Annotated in this window: 11 protein-coding genes and 1 pseudogene; 10 read left to right on the forward strand and 2 right to left on the reverse strand. The window is 71.5% G+C overall.

Annotation, left to right across the window (positions count from 1 at the left end; translation table 11 throughout):
- The 4 genes and pseudogenes from ACO1X9_RS00680 to ACO1X9_RS00695 all read left to right on the forward strand — a co-directional run.
- A pseudogene (locus ACO1X9_RS00680) lies at positions 1-237 on the forward strand (hypothetical protein); the annotation flags it as partial.
- A gap of 32 nt (positions 238-269) precedes the next feature.
- Positions 270-2,318, forward strand: a complete 2,049-nt coding sequence (locus ACO1X9_RS00685; protein ID WP_486348905.1) for a glycoside hydrolase family 2 protein — start codon at positions 270-272, stop codon at positions 2,316-2,318.
- 93 nt (positions 2,319-2,411) lie between these two features.
- A complete protein-coding gene (locus tag ACO1X9_RS00690; protein ID WP_486348906.1) occupies positions 2,412-3,773 on the forward strand; it encodes a cystathionine beta-synthase in 1,362 nt (453 codons plus the stop codon).
- A 22-nt stretch (positions 3,774-3,795) separates the two neighbouring features.
- Complete coding sequence (locus ACO1X9_RS00695) at positions 3,796-4,947, forward strand: cystathionine gamma-synthase (protein WP_486348907.1); 1,152 nt, start codon at positions 3,796-3,798, stop codon at positions 4,945-4,947.
- Positions 4,948-4,958: 11 nt separating this feature from the next.
- On the opposite strand, the gene ACO1X9_RS00700 is transcribed toward ACO1X9_RS00695, so the two are convergent.
- Positions 4,959-5,777, reverse strand: coding sequence for an alpha/beta fold hydrolase (locus tag ACO1X9_RS00700; RefSeq protein ID WP_486348908.1), 819 nt, complete (start codon positions 5,775-5,777; stop codon positions 4,959-4,961).
- A gap of 172 nt (positions 5,778-5,949) precedes the next feature.
- Between ACO1X9_RS00700 and ACO1X9_RS00705 the strand changes: the two genes are divergently transcribed.
- The 4 genes from ACO1X9_RS00705 to ACO1X9_RS00720 all read left to right on the forward strand — a co-directional run bounded on the left by ACO1X9_RS00705 (position 5,950) and on the right by ACO1X9_RS00720 (position 12,770).
- The gene (locus ACO1X9_RS00705) at positions 5,950-6,435 is read left to right on the forward strand and encodes a DUF6220 domain-containing protein (protein WP_486348909.1); all 486 of its coding nucleotides are present in this window, start codon (positions 5,950-5,952) and stop codon (positions 6,433-6,435) included.
- Positions 6,432-9,239, forward strand: a complete 2,808-nt coding sequence (locus ACO1X9_RS00710; RefSeq protein WP_486348910.1) for an ATP-binding protein — start codon at positions 6,432-6,434, stop codon at positions 9,237-9,239. Before ACO1X9_RS00705 ends, ACO1X9_RS00710 begins: the two co-directional genes overlap by 4 nt.
- A gap of 83 nt (positions 9,240-9,322) precedes the next feature.
- Positions 9,323-11,251 (forward strand): hypothetical protein, encoded by a 1,929-nt coding sequence (locus tag ACO1X9_RS00715; RefSeq protein ID WP_486348911.1) that lies wholly within the window; start codon positions 9,323-9,325, stop codon positions 11,249-11,251.
- Between the two features lie 19 nt (positions 11,252-11,270).
- Positions 11,271-12,770, forward strand: coding sequence for a GH1 family beta-glucosidase (locus ACO1X9_RS00720; RefSeq protein ID WP_486348912.1), 1,500 nt, complete (start codon positions 11,271-11,273; stop codon positions 12,768-12,770).
- Between the two features lie 41 nt (positions 12,771-12,811).
- Here ACO1X9_RS00720 and ACO1X9_RS00725 read toward each other — a convergent pair whose 3' ends face one another.
- Complete coding sequence (locus ACO1X9_RS00725; protein ID WP_486348913.1) at positions 12,812-13,348, reverse strand: TetR/AcrR family transcriptional regulator; 537 nt, start codon at positions 13,346-13,348, stop codon at positions 12,812-12,814.
- Between the two features lie 102 nt (positions 13,349-13,450).
- Between ACO1X9_RS00725 and ACO1X9_RS00730 the strand changes: the two genes are divergently transcribed.
- Together ACO1X9_RS00730 and ACO1X9_RS00735 are read left to right on the forward strand one after the other, a co-directional pair.
- Positions 13,451-14,641: an alpha/beta hydrolase gene (locus tag ACO1X9_RS00730; protein WP_486348914.1), complete on the forward strand. Its 1,191-nt coding sequence runs from the start codon at positions 13,451-13,453 to the stop codon at positions 14,639-14,641.
- Positions 14,638-15,087, forward strand: a complete 450-nt coding sequence (locus tag ACO1X9_RS00735) for a nitroreductase family deazaflavin-dependent oxidoreductase (RefSeq protein WP_486348915.1) — start codon at positions 14,638-14,640, stop codon at positions 15,085-15,087. Before ACO1X9_RS00730 ends, ACO1X9_RS00735 begins: the two co-directional genes overlap by 4 nt.
- Positions 15,088-15,172 lie beyond the last annotated feature (85 nt).

Below are 15,172 nucleotides of genomic sequence, written 5' to 3' on the forward strand. Positions count from 1 at the left end.
AAGGACGTCGTCTGGCCCGTCGTGGTCGCGAGCTCCGAACGGATGGCGACCCTCCAGGTGATGCTCTCGACACTCGCGGCGACGATCTCGGGCAGCAAGATCGGCGCCGACTACGCGACCGTCACAGGCGAGCTGCTCGCCGCCGCGTCGGTCGCCCTCATCCCGCTCCTCGTCATCTTCATCGCGTTCCAGCGGCACTTCATCAACGGCATCCTCGCCGGAAGCGTCAAGGGCTGAACGTGCTGCACCCCGATCCGAAAGGCACCGCCATGTCCGTCGCTCCGTCTGCCGTTCCCAAGCCGGAGTACCCGCGCCCCGACCGCGACCGTTCGGAGCGCTGGCTCACCCTCAACGGCACGTGGGAGCTCACGAGCGAGGACGGCGTGGCCGACATCCTCGTGCCGTTCGCGTGGGAGACGACGGCGTCGGGCGTCGCGCGCACGTGGCTCGAGCGGGCGACCTACTCCCGCGAGGTCACGGCCCCCGCGACGTGGGGCGACGCGCGGGTCGCGCTGTGCTTCGGCGCCGTGCATCATCGCGCGGTCGTGCGGCTCGACGGGCACCTCATCGGGGAGCACGTCGGCGGGCACGAGTCGTTCGAGTTCGACGTGAGCGAGCACCTCGCCCCCGGGTCGACCGCGCGACTCGAGATCGAGGTCGCGGCGCCCGCCGACAAGCGCGCCGTCCCGCACGGCAAGCAACGCTCCATCCCGCGCGACGATTACGACGGCGTCTCGTTCACGCCGACGTCGGGCATCTGGCAGCCCGTGTGGCTCGAGGCGCGCGGCCGCACCTACGTCGAGGCGCTCTCGCTGCGCGGCGACTCGCTCGCCCACCTCACCGTCGCGGGGCGGGTCGCGGGGGATGCCGCGGCCGGCGCCGTCGTGACGCTCACGGTCGTCGACGGCGGCTCGGGCGAGACGGTCGAGCTGACCGCGGATGCCGACGGCTGCATCACGGGCGAGCTCGCCCTGGTCACGCCGCGCCTCTGGAGCCCCGCCGACCCGCACCTCTACCGCGTTGAGGTCGCCGTCGCCGACGACCGGCTCACCGCGACCGCGGGACTGCGCCGCATCGAGACTGTCGGCGAGGAACTGCGGCTCAACGGCGAGCGGCTCTACCTGCGCGGCGTGCTCGACCAGGGCTACTGGCCGGCGACCGGGCTCACCGCGCCCGACGAGGACGCCCTCGTACGCGATCTCGAGCTCGCCCGTGACCTCGGCTTCAACCTCGTGCGCAAGCACCTCAAGCTCGAGGAGCCGCGCTGGCTCCATCACGCCGACCGGATGGGCATGCTCGTCTGGACCGAGCCGCCCGCCCCCAGCCGGTGGTCGCCCGAGGCGGCCGCGGCCTTCGAGGCCCAGCTGCCCGGCATGGTCGCGCGCGACGGCGATCATCCGTCGATCATCGTCTGGGGTCTCTACAACGAGGAGTGGGGGCTCGACTGGGACATCCCGGGCAGCCCCGAGCGCGCCGCCGCGGCCGTCGACGCCTACGACGCCCTGCGCGCGCTCGACGCGAGCCGCCCGATCGTCGAGAACTCGGGCTGGGCGCACGTGAAGAGCGACCTCGTCGACTGGCACTACTACGACGAGGACCCGCAGGCGTGGGCCACCAACGTCGCCGACCTCGCGTCGGGCGAGCGTGAGGCGTTCCCCGTGAAGCTCGGGCCCGACTTCGTCGTCGACAAGTCGTTCTACGGTTCCCCCGAGTTCCCGCGCACCGGGGTGCCGATCCTCAACAGCGAGTACGGCGCGGGGTTCACGAGCCTCGAGCGCGCGTGGCACGTGCGCTGGCAGACGCAGGAGCTGCGCCGCCACGACCGCTTCGCCGGCTACGTCTACACGGAGCTCGCGGACGTCGAGCACGAGATGGCGGGCGTGGTGGACGCCGACCGCCGCCCGAAGGATGCCGGCGGCCTGAGCCACGCCGACGCCCACGCCGACACGGTGCTCGTCGTCGACCTCGTGCCGCGTCACGCCGGCGCCGACCTCGAGGTGCCCGTCGCCCCGTTCGACCTCGGCGTGCGGGTCTCGCACCACGGATCCGCCGGGATCGCCGGGACGGTGCACGCCGCCTGGGTGTCTGCCGGTCGCCCCTTCCCGGCGAGTCCGCCCGACGCTCTCGTCGGCGCGTCGATCGCGGCCGAGCCTTACCGCGTGACAGATGCCGTCATCCTGACCATCCCCGCACCGGGCGGCCCGGCCCGCCTGTTGCTCTGGCTCGTCGACGGGGTCGGCGGGGTGCGCGCGCGCACCTTCGTGGATGTCGCCCCGGTCGAGCCCCCGAACCGCCGCGGGGCGCGTCCCGCGGACTGAGGCGTGGCGCGCGTCGTTCCGCCAACGTCGGCGCGCGCCACTCATCCTCGGGTGGCCAGGTAACAGGCAGAGGGCCGACCGTAGGATCGGGGCATGAAGTACGCGGAGACCGTGCTCGACCTCGTCGGCAACACGCCTCTGGACAAGCTCCACAAGGTGACCGACGGGATCGCCGCGACGGTGCTCGCGAAGATCGAGTACGTCAACCCGGGCGGGTCGAGCAAAGACCGCATCGCGCAACGCATCATCGACGCGGCCGAAGCCGAGGGCAAGCTCAAGCCCGGTGGCACGATCGTCGAGCCGACGTCGGGTAACACCGGCATCGGCCTCGCTCTCGTCGCACAGCAGCGCGGCTACAAGTGCGTCTTCGTCTGCCCCGACAAGGTCTCGGAAGACAAGATCAACACCCTCAAGGCGTACGGTGCCGAGGTCGTCGTCTGCCCGACGTCGGTCGCCCCGGAGAGCCCCGACTCGTATTACTCGGTGTCGGATCGCCTCGCCCGCGAGATCCCGGGCGCGTTCAAGCCCGACCAGTACTCGAACATCAACGGTCCGCTGAGCCACTACGAGACCACGGGTCCCGAGATCTGGCGCGACACCGACGGCAAGGTCACGCACTACGTCGCCGGCGTCGGCACGGGCGGCACGATCTCGGGTGCCGGCAAGTACCTCAAGGAGCAGAATCCGGGCATCGTCGTCATCGGGGCGGATCCCGAAGGCTCGGTGTACTCGGGCGGCACGGGGCGTCCGTACCTCGTCGAGGGCGTCGGTGAGGACTTCTGGCCGACCGCCTACGACCCGAGCGTCGTCGACGAGATCATCGCCTCGAGCGACGCCGAGTCGTTCGACATCACCCGCCGTCTCGCCCGTGAGGAGGGACTGCTCGTCGGCGGCTCGAGCGGCCTCGCGGTGAGCGCGGCGCTCAAGGCGGCGAAGGATCTCCCCGCCGACGCGGTCGTCGTCGTGCTGCTGCCCGACGGCGGGCGCGGCTACCTCGGCAAGGTCTTCAACGACAAGTGGATGCGGTCGTACGGCTTCCTCCCGCCCGAAGGCGGCAAGACGGTCGAAGACGTCATCCAGACGAAGGACGCCGACCTGCCCGACCTGATCCACGTGCATCCGAGCGACACCGTGCGGCACGTCATCGACAAGATGCGCCGCTACGACATCGGCTCGATGCCGGTGCTGTCGGCGGAACCGCCGGTCGTCATGGGCGAGGTCGTCGGGTCCATCGACGAGCGCGCGCTCGTGGATGCCGTCTTCTCCGGTCGTGCGGCGCTCACCGACGCGCTCGAGTCGCACATCGGGAAGGCCCTCCCGCTCATCGGCATCCACGAACCCGTCGAGGCGGCGCGGGAAGCCCTGAGCACCTCCGACGCGTTGCTCGTGGTGGACGACGGCAAGCCCGCCGGCGTCATCACCCGCCACGACCTCCTCAGCTTCCTCGGCGCGTAGCGCCCCACCCGAAGGCACCACCATGAGCGATCAGCACCGGTTCTCGACCCGCGCCATCCACGCCGGGCAGGACTTCGACCCGACCACGGGCGCCGTCATCCCGCCCGTGTACTTCACGACGACGTTCGTGCAAGACGGCATCGGCGGCTTCCGCAACGGCTACGAGTACACGCGCGGCGGCAACCCGACGCGCACGTCGCTGCAGGAGCAGCTCGCGAGTCTCGAGGGCGGCGACCAGGCGTTCTCGTTCGCGTCGGGGCTCGCTGCCGAAGACACCCTGCTGCGCGCCCTCCTCGGGCCGAACGACCACGTGCTCATGGGCAACGACGTCTACGGCGGCACGCACCGCCTCGTGAGCCGGACGCACGTGCCGTGGGGCGTCTCGCTGTCGACCGTCGACATGAGCGACCTGGATGCCGTGAAGGCCGCGATCCGCCCCGACGCCACGAAGGTGGTCTGGGTCGAGACGCCGAGCAACCCGCTCATGAAGGTCACCGACATCGCCGGTGTCGCCGAACTCGCCCACGCGGCCAGCGCGATCGTCGTCGTCGACAACACCTTCGCGACGCCCTACCTGCAGCAGCCCCTCGCGCTCGGCGCGGACGTCGTCGTGCACTCGACGACGAAGTACCTCGGCGGACACTCCGACGTGCTCGGGGGCGCCGTGATCCTGCGCGACGGCGAGCTGGCCGAGAAGGTGGGTTTCCTCCAGTTCGCGGTCGGCGCGGTCTCCGGTCCGATGGACGCCTGGCTCACGACGCGCGGCATCAAGACGCTCGCGGTGCGGATGGACCGGCACTCCTCCAACGCACAGGCGATCGCCGAGGCGCTCGTGGGGCATCCGAAGCTCTCCGCGGTGTACTACCCGGGGCTGCCCGATCATCCGGGCCACGACCCCGCCGCCGCGCAGATGCGGGCGTTCGGCGGGATGCTGTCGGTGCAGCTCGCCGACGGCGCCACCGCCCGTCGGTTCGCCGAGTCGATGGAGCTCTTCCAGCTCGCCGAATCCCTCGGGGGCGTCGAGTCGCTCGTCTGCTACCCGTCGGAGATGACGCACGCGTCGGTGCGCGGCACCGAGCTCGAGGTGCCCGACTCGGTCGTGCGGCTCTCGGTGGGCATCGAAGATGTCGACGACCTCGTGGAGGACGTCGTGGGAGCGCTCGACCGCCTCTGAACGCGGCCCTCTCAGCGTGGCATCGTCGAGCGCCAGAACTCGAGAATGTGCTCCGCCACGGCGGCCGGCTGCTCGACGGCGGCGAGCGTCCTGGCCTTCTCGACGACGGCGAGACGGGCGTTCGGCGTGGCCTCCGCCGCCCGCGCAGCATCCTCCGGCGTCCACTCGCCGCGGTCGTCGCTCGCGAGGTAGAGCGCGGGAACGCTGATCGACGGCAGGTCGGCGGTCGCATCGGGACGATGCACGATGAAGGATCGCACGGCGCGGGCCAGGCTGTGTCGGTCGGTGCGGGCGAGCGCGTTCTCGACGACGCGCCGGATGCTCTCGTCCGCTTGGGAGGCCTCGGTGAGTTGCGCCTCGACGATCTTGTCGGTGAGGAATCGCACCGGCCCGAACAGGTCGAGCACCGTCGCGAGCATGGCGATGGTGCCCGCCCCCGAGACCGCCTCGGGCGGTGAGGAGATCGCCACGAGCGACCGGAGACGGTCTCCCCGAGTAGCGGCGACCCGCATCCCCACATGACCGCCCCAGGCGTTGCCCACCCAGTCGACCGGCCCCCCGTCGGCGAGAGCGTCGACGATCTCGAGCGCCACGTCCGCGCACTCCGCGATCGAACTGCGCCGCGTGAGGCGCGCACTACCTCCGTGCGCGGGGCCGTCGATGAGCAGCAACTGGCGGCGGGTCGAGAGCTCCGGGACGATCCGCGCCCAGCTGAGGCTGTCGACGAACATGCCGTGCCACAGAACCGCCGGCGGGCCGGAGCCGACGACCGTGACGGCGAGATCGCCGAGGCGAGTAGGGACGTACTGCACGAGAGACGAGAGGTTCATTGCTCGATCGTCGCGTCGGCGACTCCCGCGTGAAGCCCGGTCGGCGGGAGGGCAATCCCGCAACAACGTTGATGGGACATTGTCGGGGCCCCAACGCGGGGCCACCGAGCGGCGATGGTCTCGATCCTGGTTCGGGGCCGCTCCCGGCTCCCCGACTCGAAGGACCTCGCTCATGCGCCATCACCTGCTCGTCATCTCCTCGGCCGCGTTGCTCGTCGCGATCATCGCCCAGTTCTATCTGGCCGCGTTCGGCGCGTTCGGCGACCGGGATGCCACCGGCGGCTTCTCAGGGCACGAATGGTTGGCACGCACCGCGCTGCCCGTGCTCGCCATCCTCGTCATCGTCGCCGCGGCGGTGGCGCGCCTGCCGCGCCGTCTGATCGTGCTCTCGACGATCCCCCTCTTCGCGATCGTGATGCAGGTCGTGCTCTTCCTCGTCGCCCGCGCCTTCGGCTCCGAGACTCACCCTGGGGGCGCCTCGGATGCGGGAGCGATCGTGCTCGGGTTCCACGCGCTCTTCGGCCTCGCGGCGCTCGCCGCCTGCGCCCACCTGGTCCACACCGCAGCACATCGGGCGGCGGAACGGCGAGCCGAATTGACAACGCCGCGTCCGTCGGAAAAGGTCGGGTCATTCGAAAGCCGAATGACGCTGCGATGACAGCGCCGCGACCCCGTCCCCACGACGTGAGCGTCGTGTTGCTCGCCGAGCCGCGCGTGATCGTCGAGGGCGACGAGGTCGAGCTGCGAGGGTTGATGCCGCGCGCGATCATCGCCCGGCTCGCCCTCGCCGCCGGCGCGGCGGTCCCCGCCGACCAGTTGATCGCGGAGCTCTGGGAGGAGCCGAGTCCGGCCGCTGTCGTGTCGTTGCGGTCCTACCTCTCCCGGTTGCGCGACGGCCCGCTGGGACCGTTCTTGCTCGGGGGGCGCGGCGGATACCGGCTCGATGTCGTCGCGGACGATGTCGACCTCCTCCGCTTCCGGCGACTCGCTCGCGCCGATGCGCCGAAGGCGGATCTGGACGAGGCGCATACCCTGTGGACGGGCGGCGTGCTCGTGGGGCTGGAGCGTGTGCCGTTCGCGCAGGAGGTGGTGGCGGAGACCCGCGGAGTCCACCGATCGCTCGCGGAACGGCAGGCAGAACACCGCCTGGACGCCGACGACATCCGAGGGGCTCTGGAGCTTCTGGAGCCGCTCGCCGCCACGTACTCCGACCACGAGCGGCCGACCGAGCTCCTCGCCACGGCGCTCGGTCGCGCCGGTCGGGGCGCCGACGCACTCGCCGTCATCGACGGGTTCCAGCGTCGCCGCGCCGAGACGCTCGGGCTCGATCCCGCCGCCGCCCTCGCGCGGTTGCGGCAGGCCATCGTCCGGCTCGACCTCGAGTCCGGCGCCGGCACCGGATCCGCCGCGAGCGTCGTGCGGCACGCCGTGCCGCTGCCGCTCACCGTGTTCGTCGGGCGCGAGCGCGAGCTCGCCGCCATCCGGCTGGCCCGGCAGTCGTCGCGCCTCGTCACGCTCGTCGGACCGGGCGGCGTCGGCAAGACCCGCCTCGCCGTCGAGGCAGCGCGGCGCGTCGGCGACCACGAGGATGCTGAGCAGTGGTTCCTGGAGTTGGCCCCGCTGACGAGCGCGGGCGCGGTCGTCGCGGCCCTCTCCGCCCTCGTCGGAGCCTCGTCTCCGTCGGTCGACACGATCGCACGTGCGATCGACGGCCGTCGCGGGCTTCTCGTGCTCGACAACGCGGAGCACCTCGTCGGCGACATCGCGGAGCTGTGCAAAGGGTTGCTCGCGGCGACCGCCGGTATCTCGGTGCTCGTCACGAGCAGGCAAACGCTCGGCATCCCGGGTGAGAGGCGGATCGAGGTCGAACCCTTCCTCGGCGACGATACCGACGCGGCGGTGCGGATCTTCTGCGATCGCGCCGACGACGTGGTTCCCGGTCTCGACCTGGCCGCCACCGACCGCGCCCTCATCGAAGGGATCGTGATCGCGCTCGACGGGTTGCCGCTCGCGCTCGAGCTCGCGGCGGCGCGGCTCGTGTCGCTCAGCCTCGCCGAGCTCGCAGCGGCGATCGCCGATCGCCGCCTGCTGGCGGCGGACGCCGACGGGGACCGTCAGTCGAGTCTGCCCGCGACGATCCGCTGGAGCACCGACCTCCTCGGGCCCGACGAACGCCTCCTCCTGCGCCAGCTCGCCGAGTTCGCAGGCGTGTTCACCGCCGACGCTGCGCGCACCATCTGCCGGTTGCACCCCGACGGCGCGGCGGTCGGAGCCGATGCGCATCGAATCGGCGAGGCGCTCGACGGCCTCGTCCGCGCATCCCTCGTCGCTGTGATCCGAGACGAACGGGGTGCCGTCTCGCACCGCCTCCTCGAATCGGTGAAGTACGCCGCACGCCGGCTGGAGTCCGACGTCGACTCCGACTGGACGGTGCGGCACGCGCGATGGCATGCCGACCTCGTCGCCGCGCGGGAGCCGGCCCTCCACGATGACCGGGAGTCGGAGGTCTCGGCCTCCTACGACGCCATCCACCCCGACCTCGTGTTGGCGCTGGAAGGCTCGCTGAGTCGGAGCGACCGCTCCTGCGCGCTCCGCCTCGTCGCGGGACTCGGGTGGTACTGGTTTCGACGCGGGATGCTCGGCCAGGGTCGGGAATGGACCGAACGGGCCCTGGCCCTACCCTCGGAGGAGGCCGCCACCGACGACGCGCGCGTCGAAGCCGAGGCACTCGTGCACCTCGCGATGCTGCTGTTCCAACTCGGGGAGCGCGAGGAGACCTTCGCCGCCACCACGCGCGGGCTCGAGCTGGCGGAACGCGTCGACGACCCGGGTACCCGACTCCGTCTCCTCGCCTTCCGCTCCTACTGGCACGCCATCTACGGTGACGTCGAGGAGGCGCTCCGGCTGTCCGACGAGGCCGAGTCGATCGACGGCGACCCATGGAGTCGCAGCCTCGCGCTCGTCATCCGCGGGCAGGCGCTGCGCAGCGCCGGCCAACCCGCGCGAGCGCTCGACGCGCTCACCTCGGCGTCGGCCCTCGCCGACGACGGCGGCGACCGCTGGGTGGCCGTGGTCGCCCTCGCGGTGCGCAGCAAGGTGTTGATGGATCTGAAGCGCGGCCGGGAAGCTCTCGGCCTCCTCCTGCCGATCACCCGGCTGAGCACGTCGCAGCACGACCCGAGCACCACGCTCACCAACCTCTACCTCGTCGCCGGCGCCTCGGCGCTCGTCGAGCAGCACGCCGCGGGCGCTCGTCTGATCGGGGCGGCCGAGGCTCTCGGTCGGCGGATCGGATGGGACGCCACCGTGAGCGAGCCGGTGGACTTCGTCGTCTATCGAGAACGGGTGCGACAGGGACTGCCCCCCGCGCTGTGGAATGCGCTGCTCGAGGATGGTGCCCGGCTGTCGCTCGGGGACGCGGTCGGCTTCGCCTTGAGGCTCGCTCCCTTCGCCGACGCCTGACCGCGGTCGGCGGATCGTTGGTCGTGCATTGTCGCGCCGACAACGCCCGGGTGACGACGTTCCGCGCCGCCGAGGCTGGCGGCATGACACGAATCAACACGCGGCATCGGCTGCGCGGCGCGCTCGGCGCGGTCGCACTCCTCCCACTCCTGATCGGCGCGGTGGCCCCCACCGCGGCGGCGGCTCTCGCACCGGGCGGCGATCCCGAAGAGCCCGCCCCGACGGTGCGCTTCGAGGTTCCGCCGCCGGTGCCCAACGAGGCCTGGCACGACGACACGGTCGAGATCCGGATCGTCGGCTCTTCACGAATCGGCTCCGTCGAGTCGATCACCTGGACCGCCTCGGGCGCGCAGAGCGGGGGCGCGACCGTGGCCGGCAGCAGCGTCGCCGTCACCATCGACGCCCAGGGGGTCACCCGGGTGAGCGCGACCGCCGCCGACAGCGACGGCAACGTCTCCGAGGAGTTCGACGTGCTCATCAAGATCGACCGCACGCCGCCGACGATGGTCGTCACGGCGCCGGCACCGGGAGCGCACCGCTTCGGTTCGCCGATCTACATCGACTACGTGTGCGCCGACCCCGAGTCGGGCATCGACCGCACGAACATCGACCAGTGCTTCGTCGACTTCTATCTCGATGGGGTTCGGCAGGGCGGTGCTCAGACGGACAGCACCTGGATGCCGCGCGAAGAGGGGCTCTACGAGGTACGCGCCTGGGCGGCCAACAATTCGGGTCTCGAGACCCGGATCGTCGTCGGGATGGTGAACGTCATCTTGAACGAGACCGTCGCGCCCGACGTGACGATCTCGGCTCCGCCCGCGCCCGCCAGCGGCTGGTACGCCGAGCCGGTCACCCTGCGGATGGATGCCGTCGACGCGGGAGCGGGAGTCGAGTACGTCGACGTCCGCAGCCGCGGCGCGGGCGCGTGGAGCGAGTGGGTGCGGGTCGCCGCTGCGACGACCACTGCGGTGGTCGCTGAGACCGGCACGCACCACTACGAGTCTCGCGCGGTCGACTACTTCGGCAACGTGAGCACGACGACCACGTACACCCTGTCGCTCGACCTGACCGCTCCCGCCGTGACGATCGAGGGGCCGGCGGACGGCATCCGGATCGCCCAGGGCGGTGACCTCGTCGCCGAGTACTCGTGCACCGACGCGGGCAGCGGCCTGGAGAGCTGCGACGGAACCGTCGACTCTGGTGAGTTGCTCGACACGTCGGAGCCCGGCACCTTCACCTGGTCGGCGACCGCCGTCGACACGGCCGGCAACGTGACCCGGGTCGAGCGCAGCTACACCGTGTTCGTTCCCGACACCGAGGGTCCGGCCGTCGTCGTCGACGCTCCTGAGGTTCCCGCTTCGGGCTGGTACCTCACGATGCCGCGGATCACGCTGACGGCATCCGACCCCTCGGGTGTCGACCAGCTGCGGTGGACCTACACCGGGTCGATGGGACAGTACGCGTCGGGGTCGGAGAGCTCCGGCACGTGGACGATCGACGACTTCACGGACGGGCTCTCGACGATCACCTACTACGCCATCGACAGCCTCGGCAATGAGGACCCGCAGCAGACGCTCGAGGTGCGCGTCGACCGCAACACGCCGTGGATCGTCATCGACGCGCCCGCGTCGAACACCGCGCTCGTGGCCGACGATGAGATCGTCCAGGGTGCCGATGTCGATTTCGAGTTCCGCTGCGACGACGCCGCCTCGGGTGTCGCGAGCTGCGTGAGCTCGGTGGGGGACTCGCTCGCGACGGATGTGGTGGGCACCCACGAGGTGACCGTCACGGCGGTTGACCGGGCGGGCCACCGGGAGGTCGAGACGCTCGAGTACACGGTCGTCGCGGCCCCCCAGCCGCAGCCGAACGGCGGGGGAACCGCGGGCGGCGCGGGGCGCGGGCTCGCAGCGACCGGTGTCGAACCCGCAGGGGCTCTGCTCGCCGCCCTCGGGCTGCTCGCGCTCGGCGGCCTCGCCGGTGTCGCCGCGCGGCGACGCTCTCTCGCGGGCTGAGGTCTCCGGGAGGCGCCGCATGGTCGATGATCGTGCGGCGCCTCCACTCGTGTCCCCTTCGTGGCCGACGTACGTGGGAGCGCTCCCAAGCGGGTATCCTCGGCCCGTGCACATCCCGGACGATTTCCTGCTCGGAGCGGCGACCGCCGCGTACCAGATCGAGGGGGCGGCGCGCGACGACGGCCGCGGTCCGTCGATCTGGGATGTCTTCAGCCACACCCCGGGACGCACTTGGAACGGCGACACCGGCGACGTCGCCGCCGACCACTACCACCGGCTCGAGTCCGACCTCGACCTGATGCGCGACCTCGGGCTCGAGGCCTACCGGTTCTCGATCTCCTGGCCGCGCGTGCAGCCGGGCGGCCAGGGCGCGCTCAACCAGCCCGGCGTCGCGTTCTACAGCCGGCTCGTCGACGGGCTGCTCGCCCGCGGCATCCGTCCGGTCGCGACGCTCTACCACTGGGACCTCCCGTACGAGCTCGAGGAGGCCGGCGGCTGGCCGGAGCGCGACACCGCCGAGCGCTTCGCCGAGTACGCGGCCCGCATCGTCGAGCCGCTCGGCGACCGCGTCGCGCTGTGGACGACGCTCAACGAGCCGTGGTGCTCGGCGTTCCTCGGCTACGGGTCGGGCTCGCACGCCCCCGGCCGCACGAAGGGCGCGTCGGCGCTCGCCGCGATGCACCACCTCAACCTCGCGCACGGCCTCGCGGTGCCCGAGATCCGTCGGGCGGCGAGCAACGCGCCCGAGGTGTCGGCGACGCTCAACTTCCACGTCGCCCGGCCGTTCGACGAGAACGCCGAGGATGCCGTGCGCCGCATCGACGCGCTCGCCAACCGGTCGTTCACCGGGCCGATCCTGAACGGCGAGTACCCCGACGACCTGCTGCTCGACACCGCGGGGGTCACCGACTGGCAGTTCGTGCGGCAGGGGGACCTCGAGAAGATCTCGGCGCCGATCGACGTGCTGGGCGTCAATTACTACTCGACGGTGACCGTGTCGGAGTGGGACGGCCGTTCACCGCGCACGGGCAACGACGGGCACAAGGGCGCGGGGGGCTCCCCCTGGCCGGGTAGTGAGCACGTCGAGTTCCACCCGCAGCCGGGGCCGCGCACCGACATGGGGTGGAACATCGCGCCGGACGCCCTCGAGCAGCTCCTGCTGCGGCTGCACGCCGAGCACCCCGACGTGCCGCTCATGATCACCGAGAACGGCGCAGCCTTCGCCGACGAGGTCGTCGACGGGCGGGTGCGCGACGTCGAGCGGCAGCGGTACGTCGAGGAGCACCTCGCGGCCGCGCTGCGGGCCAGGGCGGCCGGAGCGGACGTGCGCGGCTACATGGTCTGGTCGCTGCTCGACAACTTCGAGTGGGGCTACGGCTACGCCAAGCGCTTCGGGATCGTGCGGGTCGACTACGAGACGCAGGAGCGCATCGTGAAGGACTCGGGGCACCGCTTCGCGGAGTTCATCCGCACGCGCGAGCTCGCGGAGCGCGACCCGGAGGACGACTCCGCGGGTTGAGGAGCGCCGGCTGCAGGCGGTCGCGTCTCGAAACCGCTCGGTCAGCCCGCGACGAGCAGGGCACGCAGCGCCAGGCGCACCTCCGCGAGGTCGGGGTCGCTCCCCGTCGTGGCGTGCAACGCGAGGCCGTCGAGGTAGGCGGCGAGGCGCCGAGCTACCGCCGCGGGATCGGGGAGGTCGAGCGGAGCGACGAGCCCCCGCAAAAGAACGAGCGCGCGCTCGTGGGCCGCGGCGACGATCTCGGGGTGGGCCAGGAGAAGGCTCAGGCGCACCCGGGTCGTCGCGCCCAGCTCCCCCCGCGTCGTGGTCGCGGCGAACTCGCCGAGCACGCCGACGGCCGCGTCGAGAGTGGGCGGCGGGTACTCGCCTTCGCTCTCGAAGAGCGAGGTCGCGTCGAGGCGCTCGAGCTCTTCGACGACGGCGGCGAGGAGCGATTCGCGTGTGCTGAACAGGTTGCCGGTGCTCCCCGCGGGCACGCCGGCGACCCTGTCCACCTCGCGATGGGTGAGGCCGCGAAGCCCGCTCGTCGCGATCACCTGCAGCGCCGCCCGGGAGATGGTCGCGCGCCTGCTGCTCACGTCGACAGGTTACCGAGCCGATCTCAAGACGCGGCAGGCGTTGAGCAAAACAACAGATGTTGTTAGGCTCGACGACTTGACCACGACAGCGAACGGAGCCTCGTGAACGGCTACCTCATCTCGATCCTCATGGGCGCCCTCATGACCGGGTTCGCCCTTCTCTCCCCGCGGCGCGGGCGGCTGCTCTCGGGGCTGAGCTTCGTACTCGGACTCGTCGTCAACGAACTCCCGCTCGCGATGCTCGTGTGGCTGCTGCTTTCGACCGGTCTCGCCGCGATCGACGGGGGCATCGGGGGCACCCAAGACCTGATCGCGGTCGTACTGCTCGCCCCGATCACCGCGGGCCTGGTGCTCGTCGTCGCCCGGCAGCTCGCGGCGCGTCCCGCCCTCATCGCCGCGTTCCGAGCGGCGGGACTCGAGGATGCCGCCTCCGCCGTCGGGACGCCCCGCGAGCGCGGCCGGCTCCTCGTTGACCTCTTCGCGCCCTTCGCGATGTCGGGCCGGGGTGTGCGACGCATCCGGAACGTGCGCTACGGCCCCCACGGACGCAAGAACCTGCTCGACGTCTACACGTCGGAGCGCACCGAGCAGGCTCCCGTCGTCGTCTACGCCCACGGTGGTGGCTACTTCTCGGGCCGCAAGAGCAAGGAGGCACGCCTCCTGCTGAACCGCCTCGCGCGTGCCGGCTACCTGTGCCTGAGCATCAACTACCGCCTCAGGCCCGAAGTCGGCTTCGATGGACACCTCGCCGACTACGGTGCGGCTCTCCGATGGGCGGCGACCCGGGCTGAGCGGTACGGCGGCGATCCGCGTCGACTGATCCTCGCCGGTACCTCGGCCGGAGGGCACCTGGCCTCGATCGCGGGGCTCTCGCCCGAGGTCACCGCGGGTGAGGGCTCGGGCGGTATCGAATCCGGGACGGTGCGCGCCGTCCTCGGCTTCGCGGGGTACTACGGGCCGTACTACGGCCTCGATGCGCGACACCGTCCGTCGTCGGACCCGCTCGACCACGTCGACGCCGACGCTCCGCCGTTCCTCATCGTGCACGGCGACCTCGACCCGTACGTGCCAGTCGGACTCGCGCGTCGTCTCGCGGAGGCCCTGCGCGCCCGCTCGCACCGGACCGTCGCCTCGGTCGAGCTGCCGGGGACCCACCACGTCTTCGACCTCTTCCGCACACCGCGCTACCGAGCGGTCGTCGATGCCGCGGAGGCGTTCCTTGCGGCAGAAGTGCCCGTCGACTCCGTTTCGGACGCGTCAGTGGCGACCCGATCTGTCGGAGCGCACCGATGAACGTCGCCGCGAAGTTCCTGACGACCCGATGGGCGGTACGTCTGCCACTCGTCGTCTTCGACCTGCGGCTCGGGGTCCTCTTCGGCGGTCGGCTGCTCATGCTCCGGCATCGTGGGCGCACGAGCGGGCGGCTCCGACGCGTCGTCCTGGAGGCGGTGCAGCGAGAGAGCGCGGACTCGATCATCGTCGCGTCGGGGTTCGGCCCTACAGCCCAGTGGTACCGAAACCTCCGCGCCGACCCGCGCTGCGTCGTGAGCATCGGACGGCGCGTCGACCGTCCGGCTCACGCCGAGCTGCTGGATGCCGACGAGAGCGCGCGGATCCTCGAGCGTTACGCGGCGCAGCATCCGCGGCTCTGGGCGTCGCTCCGGCGCGCGGTCGAGGCGGCGACGGGTCGGCCGGACCCCGTGATCCCGCTCGTGCGGCTTCGGCTCGACGGCGGCTGACCCGCTCGTCATTCGGGTTTCGAGACGCGTCGCTCTGCGCGCGGCGCTCCTCAACCCGCGGCTGACGTGGTGCGGTTTCGAGACG

Source organism: Pseudolysinimonas sp. (genome assembly GCF_057350545.1).

Excerpts from the sequence above, each read along its gene's own strand:
- ACO1X9_RS00685 (WP_486348905.1), top strand. The coding sequence starts at position 270 with ATGTCCGTCGCTCCGTCTGCCGTTCCCAAGCCGGAGTACCCGCGCCCC.
- ACO1X9_RS00690 (WP_486348906.1), top strand. The coding sequence starts at position 2,412 with ATGAAGTACGCGGAGACCGTGCTCGACCTCGTCGGCAACACGCCTCTG.
- ACO1X9_RS00695 (WP_486348907.1), top strand. The coding sequence starts at position 3,796 with ATGAGCGATCAGCACCGGTTCTCGACCCGCGCCATCCACGCCGGGCAG.
- ACO1X9_RS00700 (WP_486348908.1), bottom strand. The coding sequence starts at position 5,777 with ATGAACCTCTCGTCTCTCGTGCAGTACGTCCCTACTCGCCTCGGCGAT.
- ACO1X9_RS00705 (WP_486348909.1), top strand. The coding sequence starts at position 5,950 with ATGCGCCATCACCTGCTCGTCATCTCCTCGGCCGCGTTGCTCGTCGCG.
- ACO1X9_RS00710 (WP_486348910.1), top strand. The coding sequence starts at position 6,432 with ATGACAGCGCCGCGACCCCGTCCCCACGACGTGAGCGTCGTGTTGCTC.
- ACO1X9_RS00715 (WP_486348911.1), top strand. The coding sequence starts at position 9,323 with ATGACACGAATCAACACGCGGCATCGGCTGCGCGGCGCGCTCGGCGCG.
- ACO1X9_RS00720 (WP_486348912.1), top strand. The coding sequence starts at position 11,271 with ATGGTCGATGATCGTGCGGCGCCTCCACTCGTGTCCCCTTCGTGGCCG.
- ACO1X9_RS00735 (WP_486348915.1), top strand. The coding sequence starts at position 14,638 with ATGAACGTCGCCGCGAAGTTCCTGACGACCCGATGGGCGGTACGTCTG.